The organism is Nocardia sp. NPDC055053 (genome assembly GCF_053608285.1).
The window spans coordinates 63,284-83,651 of record NZ_JBSGVD010000010.1; the positions used below are offsets into that span (position 1 = coordinate 63,284).

19 protein-coding genes are annotated in these 20,368 nt (G+C 69.6%); 9 read left to right on the forward strand and 10 right to left on the reverse strand.

Annotation, left to right across the window (positions count from 1 at the left end; all coding sequences use genetic code 11):
* Positions 1–4: 4 nt before the first annotated feature.
* Genes ACWF82_RS13110 through ACWF82_RS13120 form a run of 3 tightly spaced genes read right to left on the reverse strand, consistent with a single transcriptional unit; the run spans position 5 to position 3,546 of the window.
* Positions 5–646, reverse strand: coding sequence for a bifunctional 4-hydroxy-2-oxoglutarate aldolase/2-dehydro-3-deoxy-phosphogluconate aldolase (locus ACWF82_RS13110; RefSeq protein WP_452500865.1), 642 nt, complete (start codon positions 644–646; stop codon positions 5–7).
* Positions 643–2,256 (reverse strand): N-acyl-D-amino-acid deacylase family protein, encoded by a 1,614-nt coding sequence (locus ACWF82_RS13115; RefSeq protein ID WP_452500867.1) that lies wholly within the window; start codon positions 2,254–2,256, stop codon positions 643–645. Before ACWF82_RS13115 ends, ACWF82_RS13110 begins: the two co-directional genes overlap by 4 nt.
* Before the next feature lie 9 nt (positions 2,257–2,265).
* Positions 2,266–3,546: an amino acid deaminase gene (locus ACWF82_RS13120; protein ID WP_452500869.1), complete on the reverse strand. Its 1,281-nt coding sequence runs from the start codon at positions 3,544–3,546 to the stop codon at positions 2,266–2,268.
* 156 nt (positions 3,547–3,702) lie between these two features.
* On the opposite strand from ACWF82_RS13120, the gene ACWF82_RS13125 reads away from it, so the two are divergent.
* The 4 genes from ACWF82_RS13125 to ACWF82_RS13140 all read left to right on the forward strand — a co-directional run bounded on the left by ACWF82_RS13125 (position 3,703) and on the right by ACWF82_RS13140 (position 6,196).
* Positions 3,703–4,746 carry a sugar kinase gene (locus ACWF82_RS13125; protein ID WP_452500871.1) on the forward strand — a complete coding sequence of 348 codons (1,044 nt, stop codon included), beginning with the start codon at positions 3,703–3,705 and terminating at the stop codon, positions 4,744–4,746.
* On the forward strand, positions 4,743–5,513 hold the full coding sequence (locus ACWF82_RS13130) for an IclR family transcriptional regulator (protein WP_452500873.1): 771 nt from the start codon (positions 4,743–4,745) through the stop codon (positions 5,511–5,513). The genes ACWF82_RS13125 and ACWF82_RS13130 overlap by 4 nt, the downstream gene beginning before the upstream one ends.
* Before the next feature lie 5 nt (positions 5,514–5,518).
* Complete coding sequence (locus ACWF82_RS13135; protein WP_452500875.1) at positions 5,519–5,926, forward strand: RidA family protein; 408 nt, start codon at positions 5,519–5,521, stop codon at positions 5,924–5,926.
* A gap of 102 nt (positions 5,927–6,028) precedes the next feature.
* Entirely contained in the window at positions 6,029–6,196 is a 168-nt protein-coding gene (locus ACWF82_RS13140) for a hypothetical protein (protein WP_452500877.1), read from the forward strand.
* Between the two features lie 3 nt (positions 6,197–6,199).
* Here the strand turns inward: ACWF82_RS13140 and ppc are convergent, their stop codons facing one another.
* Together ppc and ACWF82_RS13150 are read right to left on the reverse strand one after the other, a co-directional pair.
* On the reverse strand, positions 6,200–8,971 hold the full coding sequence (gene ppc / locus ACWF82_RS13145) for a phosphoenolpyruvate carboxylase (RefSeq protein WP_452500879.1): 2,772 nt from the start codon (positions 8,969–8,971) through the stop codon (positions 6,200–6,202).
* 67 nt (positions 8,972–9,038) lie between these two features.
* Positions 9,039–9,596 carry a sugar O-acetyltransferase gene (locus ACWF82_RS13150; protein ID WP_452500881.1) on the reverse strand — a complete coding sequence of 186 codons (558 nt, stop codon included), beginning with the start codon at positions 9,594–9,596 and terminating at the stop codon, positions 9,039–9,041.
* 79 nt (positions 9,597–9,675) lie between these two features.
* Between ACWF82_RS13150 and ACWF82_RS13155 the strand changes: the two genes are divergently transcribed.
* The 5 genes from ACWF82_RS13155 to ACWF82_RS13175 all read left to right on the forward strand — a co-directional run bounded on the left by ACWF82_RS13155 (position 9,676) and on the right by ACWF82_RS13175 (position 14,784).
* Complete coding sequence (locus ACWF82_RS13155; protein ID WP_452500883.1) at positions 9,676–10,320, forward strand: LysE family translocator; 645 nt, start codon at positions 9,676–9,678, stop codon at positions 10,318–10,320.
* Positions 10,321–10,365: 45 nt separating this feature from the next.
* Positions 10,366–11,007 (forward strand): TetR/AcrR family transcriptional regulator, encoded by a 642-nt coding sequence (locus tag ACWF82_RS13160; RefSeq protein WP_452500885.1) that lies wholly within the window; start codon positions 10,366–10,368, stop codon positions 11,005–11,007.
* 79 nt (positions 11,008–11,086) lie between these two features.
* Entirely contained in the window at positions 11,087–12,472 is a 1,386-nt protein-coding gene (locus ACWF82_RS13165) for a lipase family protein (protein WP_452500886.1), read from the forward strand.
* Positions 12,473–12,628: 156 nt separating this feature from the next.
* Entirely contained in the window at positions 12,629–13,255 is a 627-nt protein-coding gene (locus tag ACWF82_RS13170; RefSeq protein ID WP_452500888.1) for a hypothetical protein, read from the forward strand.
* Between the two features lie 128 nt (positions 13,256–13,383).
* Positions 13,384–14,784, forward strand: a complete 1,401-nt coding sequence (locus tag ACWF82_RS13175; RefSeq protein WP_452500890.1) for a hypothetical protein — start codon at positions 13,384–13,386, stop codon at positions 14,782–14,784.
* A gap of 37 nt (positions 14,785–14,821) precedes the next feature.
* Here ACWF82_RS13175 and ACWF82_RS13180 read toward each other — a convergent pair whose 3' ends face one another.
* The 5 genes from ACWF82_RS13180 to ACWF82_RS13200 form a co-directional block, all read right to left on the reverse strand.
* A complete protein-coding gene (locus tag ACWF82_RS13180; RefSeq protein ID WP_452501137.1) occupies positions 14,822–15,388 on the reverse strand; it encodes a GTP-binding protein in 567 nt (188 codons plus the stop codon).
* 19 nt (positions 15,389–15,407) lie between these two features.
* Positions 15,408–15,848 (reverse strand): DUF742 domain-containing protein, encoded by a 441-nt coding sequence (locus ACWF82_RS13185; RefSeq protein ID WP_452500892.1) that lies wholly within the window; start codon positions 15,846–15,848, stop codon positions 15,408–15,410.
* Positions 15,845–16,273 (reverse strand): roadblock/LC7 domain-containing protein, encoded by a 429-nt coding sequence (locus ACWF82_RS13190; RefSeq protein ID WP_452500894.1) that lies wholly within the window; start codon positions 16,271–16,273, stop codon positions 15,845–15,847. Before ACWF82_RS13190 ends, ACWF82_RS13185 begins: the two co-directional genes overlap by 4 nt.
* A gap of 28 nt (positions 16,274–16,301) precedes the next feature.
* Entirely contained in the window at positions 16,302–19,124 is a 2,823-nt protein-coding gene (locus tag ACWF82_RS13195; protein ID WP_452500895.1) for a nitrate- and nitrite sensing domain-containing protein, read from the reverse strand.
* 199 nt (positions 19,125–19,323) lie between these two features.
* Positions 19,324–20,346: a hypothetical protein gene (locus ACWF82_RS13200; RefSeq protein WP_452500897.1), complete on the reverse strand. Its 1,023-nt coding sequence runs from the start codon at positions 20,344–20,346 to the stop codon at positions 19,324–19,326.
* Between the last annotated feature and the right edge of the window lie 22 nt (positions 20,347–20,368).

Consider the following 20,368-nt stretch of genomic DNA (forward strand, 5'->3'; position numbering starts at 1 on the left):
CCTCTCAATCAAGCGAATGGACGAAGCGTGCGGCTTTGGCGCCGATGTGGGACCAGCGCGAACTCGCGACGTCCAGTGGGGCGACAACCTCGGTCCCCGCGGTGACGGCGATGGCCCCCGCCCGCAGGAATTCGCGGGCGTTGTGGGCGTTGACGCCGCCGGAGGGGATGAGGAAAACGTGCGGGAACGGACCGAGCAGATCCTTCAGATAGGCCGGGCCGAGCGCGCGGGCCGGGAAGATCTTCACCGCCGCCGCGCCCATCTCGACCGCGGCCAGCACCTCCGAGGGGGTGAACGCGCCCATGACGACCGGGATCTGGTTGGCGACAGCCACTTCGGCGACCTCGGGACGCAGCGCGGGCGTCACCAGGAACTTGGCGCCCACCTCGATCGCCGCTTCGGCCTGGTCGCGGGTGGTCACGGTGCCGACGCCGATGACGGCGGCGCTCACCGCCGAGGCCTTGCCGATCGCGTCGAGCACGCCGAGGGTGGTGAAAGTGAGCTCGACGGCGCGAATGCCGGACCCGGCCAGGGCTTCGGCGAGCGCGACCGGGTCGGGGATGGCGGGCGCGCGGACCACGGTGAGCGCACGGTCGGCGCGGATCACCTCCATGGCCTCGGATGACGAGCTGAGCAGCGGGTTCATCGGGTCTCCTCTCGCGTGGCGTCCATGCGCAGGGCGCGCCCGGCGCGCACACCGGTCGCGGTGCCGTTCTCCACCGCGAATTCGCCGTTGACCAGCACGTGCTGGATGCCACGCGCCTGTTGTTGTGGATGCTCGAAGGTTGCCGTGTCGTGGATCGTCGCCGGATCGAACACGACGAGGTCGGCGGCGTAGCCGGTGCGGACTAGCCCGCGCCGGGCCAACCGCAGCCGGGCCGCCGGGCGTCCGGTGAGGTGGTGCACGCACTCCTCCAGCCCGAGGACGCCGAGTTCGCGGACGTAGCGCGACAGGTAGCGGGGAAAGGTGCCCCAGGCGCGCGGATGCGGTCGCGCGCCGACGAGCAGGCCGTCGCTGCCGCCCATGTGGCCGGGGTCGACCATGATCGCGCGCACGTTCTCCTCGTGGCCGACGTGCTGGAGGATGGTGGTCGCCAGCTGGTCGCGGCGCAGCAGGTCGAAGAACACCTCGACCGGCGCCCTGCCCTCGCCGGCCGCGATCTCGGCGACGGTCCGTCCGACGTAGGCGGACAGCGCCTCGTCGCCGACGCCGCTGATCTGGATGGTCTCCCACTCGACGGTGACGCCGTGGCAGCCGTCGGACCCGTTGACGTTCACATCCGCGGTGATCCACGCGCGCTCGGCGGGATCGTCGAGCCGGGCCAGCGCGGCGTCGGGTCCACCCGACATCGCCCAGCTGGGCAGCAGCGCCGACAGCGTGGTCGCGCCGGGCAGATACGGGTAGGTGTCGAGGGTGATGTCGCAGCCGTCGGCGCGGGCCAGCGCGAGCATCGCCAGGAATTCCGGTGCGCGGCCACGGTTCACGCCGAAGTTCATGGTGGCGTGGGTGAGGTGCAGCGCGCAGCCGGTCGCCTTGGCCAGGCCCATCATCTCCGCGTAGGCCTCGAGCGCGCCCGCGCCGTAGGAGCGGGTGTGTGGCGCGTAGAAGCCGCCGGAGGAGGCGACGACCGAGCACAGGGCGGCGAGTTCGCCGGTGTCGGCGTACATTCCGGGCGTGTAGGTGAGCCCGCTCGACATGCCGACCGCGCCCTCGTCGAGACCCTGGGCCAGCAGCGCGCACATCCGGTCGATCTCGGCGGTGGTGGCCGGTCGCTGTTCGGTACCGACGACGAGCAATCGCAGGGTGCCCTGCGGGACCAGGTAGGCGGCGTTGGGCGTGATGCCCTCGTCGAGCCGCTCCAGATATTGCGCGACCGTGCGCCAGGAGAAGTCGAAATCGGCGGGGTTACCGTTCCAGCCCGCGATCTGCTTGCGCACCACCGCGAGTGCGGCGTCGTCGATCGGCGCGTAGGACAGGCCGTCCTGGCCGATCACCTCGGTGGTCACGCCCTGGGTGATCTTCGGGAAGTGCCCGGGGCAGGTGAGCAGGGACAGGTCCGAATGCGCGTGCATGTCGATGAACCCGGGTGCGAGCACCGAACCCGGCTGTGCCGGCACCACTCTCGCGTCGGCGGTGATCGATCCCGCCGGACCCGCCTCGGCGATGCGCCCGGCGCGGATCAGTACGTCGCCGCGACGGCGTGGGGCGCCGGTGCCGTCGACGATATCGATGTCACGAAACAGCAAGTCCGTCATGGTCATCCGTCAGAAGTAGGTGCGGATCAGGTCGACCACGCGCGGCCGGTCCGCCGCGGCGCTGTCGATCACCGGAATGCGCCGCCACTTGTCGAATGCCGTGCACGGATGCGACAACCCGAGCCGCACGATGCTGCCGACCGGGAGATCGGTGGCAGCGGCGCCGGGCAAGCGCAGGAAGGTGTGCTGATCGTTGAGCGCGGTCACCCGCGCGCCTGCGGGCAGCGCACCGCCGCCGACCACCAGCTGCGGCACCGGCAGGCCCTCGTCGAAGGGGAAGTCGCGCTTGCCGCCGTCGAGCAGCGCCAGTTCCGGCTCGGGCCGGGAGACCACCCTGGCCCAGCCGTGCATCGCGGCGCGCAGCCCGGGCTCGACGGCGGGCGCGGCCAGCGGGGAGATGCCGGCGTAGAAGCCGTCGTCGTGGACGAGGTAGGCGCCGCTGCGCAGCACGACCGTGGTGGTGTCGTCGGCCAGGCACGCCAGCTCGTCGACGACGAGTTCGGGGTAGGCGCTGCCGCCCGCGGTGACGATCGCCCGGCCCGGGTAGGCGCCGGACGCGGCGAGATCGGTGTGCAGGGCGGCGAGTTCGCCGAGGTAGCCGCGCACGGCCGCGAGACCCGCGGTGCCGCGATCGTGGGCCAGCGCGCCTTCGTAGCCTGCGACACCGGCCAGGTCCAGCCGTTCACTGTCCCGGATGGCCGCCGCGACCGCCCTGGCTTCGGTGCGGGTGCGCGCCCCGGTACGACCGTGCGGGCCACCCAGCTCGACCAGCAGCCGCACCGGCGGCGCAGCCGGGGTGTCGCGCAGGATCTTGTCCATCAGTTGGACGGTGGCGACGCTGTCGGCCCAGCAGTAGAACCCGAAGGCGGCATCGCGCGCCGATTCCGCTGCGACCCAGGCCAATCCGGCCGGATCGACGAGCGCGTTGGCGAGCATGATCCGGCCGAGGCCGAACGACCGGGCGATCTGGGCCTGCCAGCCGGTGGCCAGCGTGATCGCCCACGAGCCCGCCGCGAGCTGTTCGCGCCACAGTTGCGGAGCCATCGTGGTCTTGCCGTGCGGAGCCAGCGCGACACCCGCCGCGGCGGTCCACCCCGCCATCAGCGCGAGATTGGCATCGAGCAGGCCGCGATCGAGGGTGAGCAGCGGCGTCTGCCACGCGGCGAGTTCCGGCGCGGTCGCGAGGTAGTCGCGCACGGTGTGCCCCCACGCCGCGGGCGGCGCGCTCTTGTCCTGTGGCCCGAGCACCTCGTCGGCGAGCGCGTCCACGACGGCGTTGTCGATCGTCACAGCTTCCCTTTCCGTCGATCACCGGGCAGGTCACCCCGTCCGGTCGGCGATATCGGACTTGCATTGCATAATGTGCAACGATGGTTGCACTGAGTGTTTCTGCTCGTTATTGTGCATCTCGACGACAGTGACCGCAAGCACGAAAGGGCGAAAAGGGTGACACAGGCAACAGCGGTGACGCCGAGGGCGGTCACCGTGGGCGAGGGGCTGGCCGTGCTCGTTGCCCGCCAAGGACCGCTCGAGCAGTCCGCGCGGTTCGATCGGAGCGCGGGCGGGGCCGAGGCGAACGTGGCCATGGTGCTGACCCAGCTCGGCGTCTCGGCCGCCTGGCTCTCCCGGGTGGGCGACGACGGGTTCGGGCGCTACCTGGTGACCCAGCTGGCCGCCCAGGGCGTCGATGTCGACGCGGTCGCCGTCGATCCCGTGCGCCCGACCGGCGTCTACATCAAGGAGCGCGGCAGCGGGTCGGGCGCACCGCACGATCTGCCCGCCCATGCCAGCCGCATGCACTACTACCGCGCCGGCTCGGCGGCCAGCGCCCTGTCCCCCGCCGACCTCGCGCCGCGGGCGGCGGCCGGGTTGCTCGATCGCACCGATCTCGTGCATTTCACCGGTATCACGCCGGCGCTGTCGGAGTCGGCGAACGCACTGACCCGCACCTTGATCGCCCTGCCACGGCGCGGACGGCTGGTCAGCTTCGACCTGAATTACCGTCCGGCACTGTGGGGTTCGCGCGTGGACGAAGCCGCCGACGAGCTCGCCGCCCACGTCCGCGGTGCGGATGTGGTGCTGCTCGGCGCCGACGAAGCCGAGGAGATCTTCGGTACCGACGACCCGGCCGCCTTGCGCGCGCTGTTCCCCGAGCCCGCCCAGCTGATCGTCAAGAACGACAAGCACTCCGTGACCGGCTTCGACGGCGGCCGCTCCGTCGACGTGCCCGCGCTCGCGCTGGACATCACCGAACGCATCGGCGCCGGTGACGCTTTCGCCGGCGGCTACCTGGCCGCGCTGCTGCACGGTGCCGACCTGCGCACCCGGTTGCGCTACGGCCATCTGTGCGCGGCGGCCGCTCTCACCGCGACCGGCGATGTCGCGAAACTGCTTCCGGTGCAGGACATCCGGCGCCTGGCCGCACTGCCGGAGACCGACTGGACCGGGCTGCGCTACCCGGACTCGATGGATGGGACGATCAGCCGATGAGTCAAAGCGTGTCGCGGGCCCTGTCCATTCTCATCGCCCTCGGCGAGGATTCGCAGTCCCTCGACGAGCTGGCCGCGCGGCTCGGGGTGCACAAGTCGACGGTGCTGCGGCTGCTGCAGACCATGCAGGCCGAACGGTTCGTCGTGCGTGACAGCGCGCACCGGTATTCCCTGGGCACCCGCATGTTCGAATTGGCCAGTCGCGCACTGGAGAACCGCGACGTCCGCACCGTCGCCCGGCCGCATCTGAGCGCGCTCGGCGCCGCCACCGGCCAGACGGTGCACCTGGCCGCCTACGAATCCGGCGACGCGGTCTACATCGACAAGGTCGACGCCGAGCAGGCCGTGCGAATGTACTCGCGGATCGGCCGACCCGCCCCGCTGCACTGCACCGCCGTCGGCAAGGTACTGGTCGCGGCGCTGCCCCGCACCGAATGGCGTTCGGTCGCCGCACGATTGGACTACCACCCGTTCACCACCCGCACCCTGCGCACACCCGAGCAGTACCTCGCCGAGCTGGAACTCGTCGCGGCACAGGGCTTCGCCGAAGACCATGAGGAACACGAGAGCTTCGTCAACTGCATCGGCGTGCCCGTCCGCGACGGGATCGGCGCCGTCGTCGCCGCCGTGTCGGTCTCGGTCCCCGACGTGCTGCTCGACCACGAGCAGGTGCTGGCCCTGTTGCCGCAGGTCAGGGCGACCGCCGACGCCATCTCCACCAAACTCGGCTGGGACCCCCGCCGAGACGTCCCCGCGAGGAAAGGCTGAACCCTATGTCCGACAAGATCGCCGTGCGCACCGCCGATGCTCCCGCACCGGCGCACACCTTCTCCCAGGGCGTGCGCAAGGGACCGTTCGTCCAGGTCTCCGGGCAGGGTCCAGTCGACCCCGCGACCAATGAGTACCTGCATTCCGGCGATGTCGCCGCGCAGACCACCCGCACCCTGATGAACGTGCTGGCGATCGTCGAGGCCGCGGGCGCCACCTTCGACGACGTGGTGATGCTGCGCGTGTACCTCACTCAAAGAGACGATTTCGCGGTGATGAACGAAGCGTATGGTGAATTCGTCGTCAAGCACACAACCAACGGCGTCTTACCGTCGCGCACGACCGTTTTCACCGGCCTCCCGCGCGAGGAGATGCTGGTGGAGATCGACGCGATCGCCGTCGTCACGGACTGAACGGCGACTCCGGTGATGTCTCCGACATCGCGCACTACCCCGTGTTGAGATGGGGCAGCTCCCGCGAGGGGGCAGTTTCACCGTTCTACCGAGGAGCACCGCATGTTCGCCAAAACCGCTCGTCCGCTCGCCATCGCCGCTCTCGCCCTCTCCGTCACCGCCATCGGCGCAGGCCCCGCCTCGGCGGCCACCGCGCAGCCGGTCGTCGGTTCGGTGACGGTCTGCGTCGGCGTTCCGGTCGGGCCGCTGTTCGTCAACGTCTGCATCTAGCGGCTAACCCGAGTTGCGCAGGGCGGTGGCCAGGCCGTTCATGGTGAGCAGGATGCCCCGCTTCACGAGTTCGGAATCGTCACCGCCGCGCAATCGACGCAGCAAGTCCACCTGGAGCTGGTTGAGCGGCTCCAGGTAGGGGAACCGATTGTGGATCGACTCCGCCAGTGACGGGTTGTCGCTGAGCAACTCGTCATGGCCGGTGACCGCCACGTACATGCGGATGGTGCGGGCGTGTTCGTCGCGGATCATCCCGAAGATCTGGGCGCGCAGCGTCGCGTCCTCGACCAGGTCCGCATACCGCGCGGCGATGTCGAGATCGCTCTTGGCCATCACCTGCGCCAGGTTCGACAGCACCGTGCGGAAGAACGGCCAGCGCTGATAGAGGTCGGTGAGCCGGGCCAGGCGCTGTGGGTCCGCGCCCACCCATTCCTCGAGCGCGGTGCCGGTGCCGTACCAGCCGGGCAGCATGACGCGTGCCTGGCTCCAGGCCATGACCCAGGGAATCGCACGCAGGTCCGCCACCGAATTGGTGGGTTTGCGCGAGGCCGGACGGCTGCCGATATTGAGGTCGCCGACCTCGGCGACCGGGGTGGATTGGCGGAAGTACTCGACGAAGCCCGGGGTGTCGTGCACGAGTCGCGCGTAGGCGGCGCGGGCACGGGCGGCCAGGTCGTCGAGCAGTTCGTAGGCCGGTTCGGCGTCGTCGCCAAGGCCTTCCATATCCAGCAGGGTCGATTCGAGCGTACCCGCGATCAGTGACTCCAGATTGCGGTGGGCCGCACCCTGTTCGGAGTATTTCGCGGCGATCACCTCGCCCTGTTCGGTGAGCCGCAGCGAACCGCGCACCGCGCCTGCGGGCTGGGCCAGGATGGCGTCGTAGCTGCGGCCGCCGCCGCGACCGACGGTGCCGCCGCGACCGTGGAACAGCCGCAACCGGATTCCCGACTTCCGCGCCACCTCGACCAGATCGAGTTCCGCCCGGTACAGCGCCCAGTTGGCGGCGAGATACCCGCCGTCCTTGTTCGAATCCGAGTAACCGAGCATCACCTCCTGCCGCATGCCCGCCGCCGCGACGAGCTCGCGGTACACCGGAACCTCCAGTACCTCCGACAGCGTCGCGGCGCCCGCGCCCAGGTCCTCGATGGTCTCGAACAGCGGAACGATGCCGACGGGACTGCTCGGCGTGCCCTCGGCGGTGCCGGGATCGAGGATGCCCACCTCCTTGAGCAGCAGGGCCGCCTCGAGCATGTCGCTGACCGAGGTGCACATGCTGATGATGTAGTTCGGGATGGCGGCGGCGCCGAAGGTGTCGATCACCTCCTTGGCTGCCCGCAGCACCCCGAGTTCCTTGGAGGCGAGTTCGCTCAGCTGCGCGTGCGGGCCGAGCAGTGGCCTGCGGGTGCGCAGTTCGTTCGCGAGCAGGTCGACGCGGTCGGCTTCGGACAGGCCCGGGTAGTCGGTGTGCGCGCCCGACCAGGCCAGCAGCTCGGTGACGACCTGCTCGTGCACCTCGGAGTTCTGGCGCAGGTCCAGGCTCTGCAGGTGGAACCCGAAGGTCTCGATGGCGTGGCGCAGGGCGGCGAGGCCGTCGTCGGCCAGCAGCGCGTCACCGCTGGCGCGCATCGAGGCGTCGACGGCGTCGAGGTCGTCGAGCACCGCCTGCGGGGTGGCGTACGGCGCGGCCGTGGTGTCGAGGCCGTTCTCCGGCAGTTCGCCGAGCGCCAGTTCCGCGGTGGCGCTGAGGCGGGCCCGGATCGCGTGCAGCGCACGGCGATACGGCTCGTCGGCGAACACGGCCGCATCGGGGTAGCCCGCCTCGGCGAGCGCGGCGACCGCGGGCGTCACCGGCACCAGCCGGGCGGACTGGGACAGTGTCTTCTCCAGGTCGACCAGCGCGTCCAGATACCTGCCGAACGCGTAGGCCGACGCCTGCTCGGCCGCGGTGTGCACGACTTCCGCTGTCACATAAGGGTTTCCGTCCCGGTCGCCGCCGATCCACGAGCCGGGGCGCAGGATCGGGCGCGGCAGCAGCTCGGCATCGGGCCAGCGCGAGCGCAGCGCGGCACGCACCTGCGCGTTGATCGCCGGGATCACGTCGTAGAGGGTCAGGTCGTAGTAGCGCAGGCCGACCGAGATCTCGTCCTGAATCCGCAAGCGCGCCAACCGGATCAGCGCCGTGCGCCACAGGGTGAGGACTTCCCGGCGGATCTGGCGCTCGGAGTCGTCGAAGCCGGGATCACCCGGCTCGAGCCTGCGCCGCAGCCGCATCAGCGCGGTGATCTTGGCTTGCACGTCGAAGACCGTGCGCCTGCGGGTCTCGGTCGGATGCGCGGTGATCACCGGCGAGACGAGGGCGTCGGTGAGCAACTCGGCCACCGTCGAACCGTCGAGGGCGGCCGCGTCGAGCTTGTCGTAGGTGGCGGCCAGCGAGGAATCCTGGGGCGGCTCCCCCGCCGACACGTGGGCGGCGCGGCGGCGATCACGCTGGATGTCCTCGGCGAGATTGGCCAGCAGCACGAAGTAACTGAACGCCCGGATCAGCGGGATCGCGACCTCGGTCGGGGTGCCGTCGAGCATATCGGCCACCGCGCTGCGCTCGACCTCCTCGCGGCGCACCGCGAACGCCTCGGTGCGCACCCGCTCGATCAGGTCGAAGACCTCGGGACCCTCGTGGTCGCGGATGGTGTCGCCCAGGATGCCGCCGAGAAACCGGATGTCCTCGCGCAGCGGCCGGGTCGCTTCCTGCTCCTGCACGGTTCGCGATTCGCCCATGGAAAGACAGTATTGCCGCCGTCCCCGCCACGCGACCCGGCGACGCGCCCCGCGCGGGTGATCCGGCCTACAGGTGCCGGATCACCCGCGCCGGGTTGCCCGCGGCGAACACCCGGTCCGGCAGGTCGCGGGTGACCACACTGCCCGCCCCGACCACCACGTCGTCACCGATGGTCACCCCGGGACACACGATCACACCGCCACCGAACCACGCGTTGTTCCCGATCCGGATCGGCGCCGCGGATTCCCAGCGCTGCCTGCGCTTCTCGTGATCGTCCATCGGATGCAGCGCGGTCAGCAGCTGACAGCGCGGGCCGATCGAACAGTCGTCGCCGATGACGATCGGCGCGCAGTCGAGCAGGATCGCGTCGTAGTTGAGGAAGCTGTTGGCGCCGATCTCGATGAGATAGCCGTAGTCGCACTGGAATCGCGGCATGATCCACGAGCCCTCCCCCACCTTCCCCAGCAGCTCGCCCAGCAATTCGAACCTGCGCCCGGTCTCGTCCGGACCGGTCCGGTTGAACTCGTCGCACAACCGTTGCGCCCGTTGCCGTTCGGTCACGAGCTCCGGATCGCTGTCCTGGTACAGCTGCCCGCTCAACATCCGCTGCTTCTGTTCACCCATTGCGCCGAGTGTATGGGCGAGATGCCGGGATGTCGCTCGCCATTGCCTGGCGGTGGTCCGGTGGATAGCGTGGGTCGGCATGGTGTCGATGACGCATCTCGCGTCCTTCGCGGGACTGTCCTTCCTGCTCGTCGTGGTGCCCGGCCCGAGCGTGCTGTTCACGATCAGCCGGGCGCTCACGGTCGGCAGGCGGGCGGCGCTGCTGACGGTGGTCGGCAATTCGGTCGGGGTGTACGTGCAGGTCGTCGCGGTCGCCGTCGGGCTCGGCGCCCTCGTCGCCACCTCGGCGGCGGTGTTCACCGCGGTCAAGATGGTCGGCGCGCTCTATCTGGTCTATCTCGGTGTCCAGGCGATCAGGCACCGGGCCGACCTGGCCAGGGCACTCCAGCCCGAGCACGCCACGCCGGGTTTCTCCACCACCGCCGTACTCCGCGACGGGTTCGTCGTCGGCTTCGCCAACCCGAAGACCATCGTCTTCCTCGCGGCGCTGCTGCCGCAGTTCGTCGACCCGACCCGGGGCGCGGTCTCGCAGCAGATGCTGATCCTCGGTATCTGCATCCCCCTGTTCGGGATGGTGTTCGATTCGCTGTGGGCGCTCGCGGCGGACTCCGTGCGCGGCTGGATCGCCCGCACTCCGCGCCGCCTCGCCGCGATCGGCGGCATCAGCGGGCTGGTGATGATCGGGCTCGGCACGTCGCTGGCCTTCACCGGGCGCAAAGACTGACCACCGTGGGGGCGCCGGCGACGGCGTGAAAGTAGGGTCGGAGACGTGACGACAGCGCGAACCCGACACAACTACACCGGTACCTCGGTCGCCGAACGGCAGATCGAGCGGCGGGCGCTGTTCATCGAGGCCGGGCTGACCGTGTTCGCGGAGAAGTCGTATGCCAACAGTTCGCTGACCGATGTGTGCGCGGCGGCGGGGCTGTCGCGGCGGCAGTTCTACGAGCAGTTCGCCGGGCGCGAGGAGTTGCTCGTCGCGGTGTACGACACGGTGCAGAGCAAGGCCAGGGAGGCGGTCGTCGCGGCGCTGGCGGCGGCGGGGACCAACGACCTGCGTACCCTCATCGACGCCGCGGTGCGGGCGTACACGACCGCGATCACCGACGACATCCGGTGCGCCAAAGTCGCTTTCGTGGACATCGTCGGCGTGAGCCCGGCCATCGAGGCCCATCGCGCGCAGGTCAGGGACCAGTGGGGCGAGGTAGTGGCCGCGATCGCCGCCGGGCGCGACGGGGTGCGGACGCCACCCGGTGGCTGGCGGGTCGCGATGGCGGCATTCATCGGCGCCGTGAACGGCGCCGTACACCAGTGGAGCCTGGACGACCCGCGCCCGCCCGTCGACGAGCTGGTCGACGTGTTCTCCACCTTGCTCAACGCCCTCACCACCGCGGAACACCCCGGCCGCTGATTGCGATCCAGGCCACACCCGTGCCATAGTAACCGTCATTGAGACGAAGGCGTCTCAATTCACGTGAGGACTGTGCACGATGAGATCTCCCCTCGCTCTGCGATGGTTCGCCCTGGCGACCGGCGTGCTCGCGGCCGCAACGGTCGTGGTGGCCGGGCCGGTAGCCGCCGAGCCCGCGGCGGTGGCACCCGCGCCGGTGGTTCCACTACCGCCCGAATTGGATCCGGGCTTCTACCTGCCGCCCGCGGCCGTCGTCGCGGCCACGGCGCCGGGTGCGATCATCGCGGTCCGCCAGGTGCGGATCGCCGACTTCGGCCTGCTGCCGATCGATGTGGACGCCTGGAAGGTGTCGTATCGCTCCAACAACAGCCGCGACGAGGCGATTCCGGCGGTCGCCACCGTGATCAAGCCGCGTGGGCAGGCGCCCGAGCCGCGCAAGCTGCTGTCGGTACAGCTGGCCGAGGACTCGACCGCGGGCTATTGCGCGCCGTCCTATGCGCTGCAACATCTTTCGGTCGCGCCCCTGGCAGGTCAGATCGTCGTTCCCGCCGAGTTCCTCTTCGCGCAGGCCGCGCTGGCGCAGGGCTGGGCGGTCGTCGTTCCCGATCACCAGGGCCCGAATTCGGCCTACGCGGCGGGACCGCTGGCCGGCCGGATCACCCTCGACGGAATTCGCGCGGCGACCTCGTTCGCGCCGCTCGAGGTGGGACCGACCGCACCGGTCGGGCTCTACGGATACTCCGGCGGCTCGATCGCGACCGGGCATGCCGCGGAACTGAAGGCCTCCTACGCACCCGAACTGAACATCGTCGGCGCGGCGGAGGGTGGCGTCGGCGCCGATCTCGGTGCGGCGCTGAGCATGGCGAACAACCAGGCGACCTCGGGTCTCGTCTTCGCGGCCGTCCTCGGGCTCACCCGCGAGTACCCCGACTTCGCGGCCTACCTCGATCAGCGGCTCGACCCGGTCGGCAAGGGGCTGTCCGCGATCAAGTCGCCCCTGTGTGTGCAGTACCAGTCGGCGCTGCTGCCGTTCCTCAACATGATCGGCATGATCGGCTCCGACGGCAATCCGCTCGACGATCCGCCGGTCGCGGCGATGCTCGACGACACCCGCATGGGCAAGTCCGTGCCCGACATGCCCCTGTACGTCTGGCATTCGGCCTGGGACGAAATCCTGCCCCTCTCGGCCACCAACACCCTGGTCGACACGTACTGCCGCGACCCGAAGACCTCCCTCACCTACACCCGCGACCACGCCAGTGAGCACATCGTCGCCGAGGTCGTCGGCGGACCGGCCGCGCTGCTGTGGCTGCGCGACCGTCTCGACGGTGTCCCCGCCCCCGCCGGCTGCACCACGTCCGACGCGGGCACCATGGCGGCCACCCCGGGCGCGCTCGACTTCCTCGGCGAGTCCCTCTCCGCGAAGTTCGCCACCCTCTTCGGCGTGCCGCTGGGCTCCCGCTGAGGTCCGCCGCCGGGGCATGGTCGACGACCATGCCCCGGTCATGTTCGCGCACACGCTGATTCAGGATCGACGCCGATTCGGCGATACATATTGACGTTCTGTGTTGATTTGTATCATACTCGCCGGGTTCGTCGATCATGAGCAGGAGGTGCCCCGTTGACCGACAATGCACGGGCTGCGCTGGAGTTACTTCGCGATGCGGATCAGTTCAAGTGGTATGTCATTCCGCTCTTACTGATGGTCATCTACATCTATTCCGTCGAGATCGAGCGGCGGAACTGGAATGTGCTGTTCGCGGGGCTCGCGCTGTGGGGCATGGACTGGTTCAACGAGATCTGGAACGCGCTGGTCTTCCACGTCACCGAGCGTGCGCCGGTGTGGGCGGCGAGCGGGCCGACGGCGTATCAGATCCTGATCGGGCTGAATATCGAGATCTGCTTCATGTTCGCCATCATGGGGATCGCGGCGGCGAAGATGCTGCCGCCCAAGGAAACCCGGATCTTCGGACTGCCGAACCGGCCGGTGCTGATCGCGGCGAATTCCGCCGCCGCGGTGGGCGTCGAGGTGCTGCTGAACAAAGCCGGGGTGCTCACCTGGGATTGGTCGTGGTGGCAGCCCGGCTTCCCGTTCCTGATCTGGATCATCGGGTACGTGCCGTTCTTCGCGGCCTGCTTCTTCGTGCACGATCTGCCCAGCGTGCGCGGCAAGGCGCTGGTGGTCGGGGCGATCTTCGGCGTCGATGCCGTCGCCCTTGCCGGTTTCGGCGCGGCGGGGTGGCTGTGAGGCGCGGGCACGCCCGGCGTGCAGCGCTGATCGCGGCGGCCGGACTGGTCTTCGCCGGGGTGACAACACCATCGGCGTCCGTCGCAGATCCGGGATGCCTGCCGGTGGGTACGGTCGGTACGCCGGAGGTGACTGTCGACGAGTCCACCGCGGGGTTGGCGGATCTCGCCCCGGCGACTGTCGCGCTGCCCGAGCAGGTCTACTTCCGTACCACCACCGAGTCGTTCAACCGGCGCTGGACCTTCGCCACCCGCGAAGGCAACGTGTATGTGAAAGAGGCTGCGGCTCAGGGTGGTTGGCGCACCGTGGCGCTGCCCGGCTGTCTGGCGGGCACCATCGCCGGTGTCTCCGCCGACGACGACGAAGTGATGATGATCGACCGCGACGGCCGCTTCCTCACGATGGACCATGCCCTGAGCGCGCCCAAGGACTGGAACTGGAGCAGCCGCTACGGCACCCCGCTGTGGACCGGGCCCGGCAACACCCTCCCGCCGGGCGCGCTGACCTGGTCGTGGTCGGTGTTGTCGCCCAACGAAGATCACGTGTGGACCGACACCGCCGGGAACGAGCATCCAGTCGGCGGAGCGAAGGTGTCGCACGTGTTCGCCCTGACCCACGGCGGTCAGCGGATCCAGTATGTCGATCCGTGGCTGCCGGTGGATCACAGCTACGAGATGGGCTTGCCGTTCGGCGGCCGCTTCCAGGCGGTGGCGCTGTCGACCAGCGCGTCGACCTCGCTGATCGTCAACCGGTTCGGCGACTTCTACACGCGCCTCTACGATTTCGACATCTCCGGCGCGGACAAGGTCTTCTTCCGCTACTCCTACCAGGATCAGCGCGGACTCCCCGAAGCCCCCGACATGCTGTCCGAGCGCATCGACAGCCGCTTCGCCGCCATCCAGCTGCCCGCGCCCGACTGGGTCGCGCAGCCGAAGGTGCCCGGCGAGATCACCGACCGCATCTCCATCCACCGGACCGGACCCGGTTCCGCCGCACGGGAACTGCGGGTCGAAGGCCGTGACGGTGGACGAACCGGCTTCTGGCGCAAGACACTCACCGAGACGGCATGGACCTTCGTCCCCACCGATCAGCCACCAACCGGTGCGGCACTGGACAATTCGCCGGTGAACCGCGCCGGGGAAACGCTGAGCCCGCCGTCACCCTACGACTACCAGGGCGTCTCGCCACAGGGCTGGACCGCCGGTGTGCGGTCCTTCGACCTGGCCGTCTCCCCCACCCCACTGCGCATCGACTTCGGCGACGGCACCGGACTCGACGTCGTCCTGCACACCGTCGACGGCTTGCGGCAGACTCCCCAGCAACCCGGAATCACCGGTCAACCACGATACTTCGACGGCACCGTCGAAGTGCCGCAGCAGCTGCTCGCCGAGCTGGACACCCAACCGGCCACGGTACGAGATTTCGTGCGAAACACCCTCGGCGGCAACCGCTTCACCGACACCTCCGTCGATGTCACCGACACGCGCTTCCACATCGCCCTGTGGGACCTCACGCTGAATCGACGGTGATCAGCGGCACCGGGCGTGGCCCGAGTGACCTGCCCGGTCAGCTCACCTCCCGGTGGCGGGGTTGGGCTCGGTGGAGGAGGACTTGTTCGAGGAGGGCTACCAGGACGTCGCGGACGGAGTCGCGGTTGCGGGCGTCGCAGTCGAGGACGGGGATCCAGTCGTCGAGGCCGAGGGCTTCGCGGACTTCGGTGAGGTCGAAGTGGGTGGCGTCGTCGAAGCGGTTGACCACGACGACGAAGGGGGTGCTGTGGTCTTCGAAGTAGTCCAGGACCGGGTAGCAGTCTTCGACGCGGCCGGTGTCGACGACGATCACCGCGCCCAGTGCGCCGTCGACGAGGTCGTCCCACAGGAACACGAAGCGGTCCTGGCCGGGGGTGCCGAACAGGTAGAGGATCAGGGACTGGTCGAGGGTGATGCGGCCGAAGTCCAAAGCGACGGTGGTTGCGGTCTTCTCGGCGCGGCGGCCTGGGTCGTCGACGCCGATCGAGACCTCGGTCATCGATGCCTCGGTGACCAGCGGCTCGATCTCGGAGATGGCGCCGATGAAGGTGGTCTTGCCGACGCCGAAGCCGCCGCTGACCACGACCTTGACCGACGTCGGCATCGCCGCGGCGGTGCGGAATTCAGAGTGCCCGAACAAGATCCCTGATCCTCTCGATGGCGGCGGTCGACAGTTCCGGCGCGTCACGGACGGTCACATGACCCGCCGCGGCCAGATCGCTGACGATCACCTTGGCGATGCCGACCGGAACCCGCAGGGCGGTACCGATTTCGGCGATGGAATGCGGTCGCAGGCACAACCGCACGACGGTGCATTCCTCGAACCGCAACGGCGCCGAGAGCGCGGACGGGGGCGCGTGGACGAGCGTCTCGATGCGCAGACCGTCCAGCACCGGGACGGTGCGGCCCGCGGTGACAACGAACGGACGGACGAAGCGGTCCTCGACGTCGTCGCTGTGGGTCGGCGGCACCGGGACCGGCGCAGGCTCGTCGCGCCGGCCGGTGGGCCGGTTCACCGGGATCATGCGCGGATCGGGCAGCCGTGGGCGATCGGGATCTCTCATCTGCGCAACGACTCTCGCAGTTCCCCGATCAGCATCGGGTCGAGCAGCGCGCCGGCGCGTTCGGCCAGCACCGCCATCTCGTAGCCGACCAGGCCGACATCGCAACCGCCGTCGGCGATCACGCCGAGACAGCTGCCGTCGCCGAGCGCGGAGACCAGCAGGAAGCCGCGCTTCATCTCGATCATGATCAGCTTCAAGCCGTCGAAATCGTAACTGCGCGAGGCACTGCGGGCGAGGCTGGACAGACCTGAGACCATGGCGGCGAGCCGGTCGGCGCCGGTGCGGTCCAGGCCGTCGGACATGGCGATGAGCAGCCCGTCGGAGGACACGGCGACGGTGTCGCGCACGCCGTCGGTATCGCGGACGAAGTTGCCGAGCAGCCAGTTGAAGGTGTGGGGGTCGGCGGTCGGGAGATGGGTGGTCACCGGGGCTCCTGGGGTCGGGTCCGATCGCTCAGCGGGTCGGATCTGGGGTCTGCCCCGAACGGGTGTCGCCACCGCGTTCGTGGCCGGTGCGGAAGGAGGACAGCATGCTGCGTGTCTGGGCGGGTGTTCGTTCGACGACGGGTGGGCGGTCCTGGCGGGTCGCCGGGTCGCGGCGGGGGCGCTCCGGGGAGCCGGTGATCTTGGCGCGTTTGCCGCGCTTCACCAGGCCGTTGCGGGTGCGCTCAACGGTGGCGGGGGCGATCATCTCGACTGCGGGAAGGTCGGGGCGATCCGGGTCGAGGGCCGCGGGGCCGTCCGGGTGAGGTGCTGGCGCTGCCGATCCGTTGCGACCCCGATCGGCCACCGAGTCTCCGCGTGTCACCCCGTTGCGATTTTGATCGGATGCGGAGCCCGCCGGCGTGCCCCCGCTGCGATCGCGGGTGTAGTCGACGGAACTCACTGTGCCGCTGAGGAACTGCGCGTAAGGTGACGCGTTCGCCGCATGGTCCGAGGCACCACCGTTGACAGTTCGCGGCGGTGCCTCGTTCCCGGCAGCCGTCCGCAAAGCCGCGTCGCCGTTGGTGATGTGCGGCAGCGCAGTGCTGTCGGCGGCCTGCAACAGCCCGGTGCCGCCGACGGCCTGCGGCGGCCCAGTACCGTCGGTCGCCTGCCTCCGCCCAGTGCCGTTTGTGCCATGCTGCCGCCTAGTGCCATCGGTAGCCTCCGGCAGCTCGGTGCCGTTGGCGGTATGCGCCAGCATCTCGACGCGGCCGTGTCCGGCTCGGCTGTCGGCGCCGTTCGACGCCATCCCAGGGCGCTTCCCCGAGTGCGTGTCCTGAGTTCGGGCACCAGGTGCACCGGCCTGGCTTGCCGCCACACCGGAATCGTCCGCGTCGACGCGGGCGTCAGTCCTTGTGGCGACCGATTGCGCTGGGCGGGAAGATGTTTCGTCGGCCAGGATGCTCGGTGGCAGGAGCAGCCGCGCGACGATGCCGCTGACCGGCGAGGTGTTGAGTTCCACGTCGATGCCGAGTCGGCCGGCCAGCCTGCCCACCACGTAGTGCCCGAGATAGCGCGTGGAGGCCACGATGAAGTCCTGCTCGCCGCGCAGGCGCGCGTTGGCCTCGGCGAGCTGGCCGGGCGCCATGCCGACGCCGTGGTCGACGACGGCGAGCAGGTAGCCGCCCGCCACCTTGCGCCCGTAGATTTCGACCTCGAGGTCGGGTGGGGAGAAGGCGAGGCCGTTCTCGATGAGTTCGGCCAGGACGTGGGCGAGTTCGCTGACGACCGCACCTGTGATCGCGATGTCGTCGACCCGGCGCAGTACCACCCGGCGATAGTCGTCGACCTCGGACAGGCCTGCCCGGATGACGTCGGTGAGGGCGATCGGCTCGGCCCAGCGGCGCGGGGCTGCCTCGCCGACGAGTACCAGCAGGCTTTCGGCATTGCGCCGCATGCGGGTCGCGAGGTGGTCGAGTTCGAACAGGTTCGACAGCGCCTTCGGGTCGAGTTCCTCGCGCTCGAACTCGCTGATCAGGCCGAGCTGCCTGCGCACGAGGTTCTGGTTGCGCCGGGCCAGGTTCGCCATCGACTCGGTGGTGTTGCGCCGCACCAGCGCCTGTTCGGAGGCGAGGTCGAAGGCGGTGGTCTGGACCCGGTCCAGCGCGTCCGCGACGGCGCCGATCTCGGCACTCGCGCCCGCCGGGGTGCGTACGGGCGCGGGCGGATCAGGCTGGGTGTCGGCGGCGCCGCGCCAGGCGGCGATCACCTCGGGCAGCCTGCTGGAGGCGACCTCGTCGGCCTCGGCGGCCAGCCGGGCCAGTGGCCGCACGATGGCCCTGATACTCGCGAACACCAGCGCCACCTCGGCGGCGATCGCGAGCAGGGCGGCCAGGGCGAACCCGGCGAGGATCAGCGCGGCGGTACGGCGCAGGTCGGCGGCGCGGGCGCGGACGTCGTCGCCGACGGCCTGCTGCACGGTGCGCTGCGCGTCGATCACGTCGGTCATCTGCGCCCACCAGACCGCGGGGTCGACCGCGCGGACCAGCGGACCGGCCGTCGACGCGATCGCGATGTTCTCCGATTCGGTTGCCCGCGTGGCACTCTCACCGGCGAGCACCAGATCGAGGCGGTCCTGCTGGGCGGCGGTGGCATCGCGGCCGAACTGGGTGAGCGCGGCATTGCGGGCGGCGCGGATGTCGAGGAACTGCACGTACTCCCCCGGCGCGAACTCCCCGGCGGCGAACACACCGTTGAGGAAGCCACGTTCCCGTGCGGTGAACTCCTTCGCGTCACCGAGGGCGTAGAGGGCTTGCAGGCCGTGGCGCACCGCGGGGTCGCGGGCCTGGTCGAGGCCGAGAACCAGGCGGTTCACCGCGTCGACGCTGTCGGAGTAGAACTGGAAGGCCGCCTGACGCGAGACCGCGCGGGTGTCGATCTGCGCGCGGAAACCGGGCAGACCGGACAGGTGGCCCAGCGCCGACCGCACCTCGCCCGCACCTGGCGGGCCGGCCGCCACGATCGCGGCCAGATTCCGCAGTGCCGCATCGGTGCCCGCGCGCTGATCGGTGACCGGCTCGAGCAGACGCTGGTCGCCACCGAGCAGGCCGTTGCTCAGGCCGCGCTCGCGCTGCACCTGGTGCACCAGATCCTGGGCGGCCAGTGCCACCGCGACCGCGTCCACGGTCTCACCACTGCGGCGGAAGGCGCCGATGTGCGTGGACATCGTCAGCCCGAGCAGCGCCAGCACCAGCACCAGCGACACCGTCAGGATCCGGGCGAGCCGGCCGGAGATGGTGCGCGGCCGGATCAGCCTGGCGCCCGCGGCCTGCCGACGGGAATGTGAACGCACCACCTGCTCCTTAGCCACACCGCCGGGTGAATTTCCCGGCGGCTCACCGAAAGTCAGGTGTCAACTTGCACCGCGCGGACCACGCGGTCAATCCGGGACGGGGTAAGACAGGGTTTCGTGCAGTGATCTCAACATGCCGGAAATCAACGGGGGTTTCTGTATCCGAAAGCTCACAGCCCGCACGGCATCGGCGTGGTGATTACTCGCCGCCGAGAATGCCGAGCACCTGCTCGGAGAAGAAGAACGGCTCGAGGCGTTCCCGGATCAGCCCGGCCAGCACGCCGTTGCGCTTGGCCGACTCGATGACGGCGGGACCGTAGCGCAGGATCTCGGTGCTGATGTCGTCGGCGGTCAGGCCGAGCTCGGGCAGCATGGCCGAGAGCGTGTGCTTGCTGTACTTGGCGTAGAACACCTCGACGCATTCGCGCACCAGCATCCCGAAGTATTCCTTCTCCCTGGTCGTCACCGCGATCTCGTAGCAGATCTGGACCAGTTCGTTGAGATCCTTCTGGGTGAGGTACTCGCGCAGGCCTGCCACCGGCTCGTCGGCGTGCAGATCCCAGAACTCCATCGCCGCCGAATGCACGGGGGCGTCGCGCAGCATGTCGCGGATGGCGTTATTGGTGCGCTTGAGCGCGAACAGCGCGCCCTTGCCCGCGAGGTCGCCGACGAAGGTGCTGTCGGCGACCTTCTTGGCGCGGTTGGCGGCCGACTGGCCCAGCGACATCAGCGAGGAGACGCCGGGGATCTTCTCGGCGCGTTCCCGGTTGGCCTGCATGAAGTCGCCGATCAGCTTGTCGACGAAGCGGGCGGCGACGGTGGCGACGAGCGGGCTCTCGGTGAGCCGGTCCAGGATGCGCTCCTGAGCCTGGTGCATGCCGAAGATCTTCTCCAGCAACGCTTCCACCGGTTCGCGGTCGACCACGTCGCCGAGGGTGTACTCGGTGTTGGACGCGATGTGGTCGTAGATCGCGTCGGAGAAGATACCGACGGTGTCGGCGATGACGGGGCTGCCGCCGATGCGGTCGAACACCGTGGCCACGGTTTCCCCGCCCTGTTCGAGCGAGACGACGTCACCGAAGACGATGGTGTCGCCGACAGCCAGCACGGCGGCCACGTCCCGCGCGATCACCTCGGCGAACCGGTCGCCGGTCACCTCGGCGAGCAGGAAGTCCACCTGCGCGTCGAGTAGTCGTTCGGCGATCTGGCGCGCCTGTGTCATCTGGTCCACCCATCACGGTCGT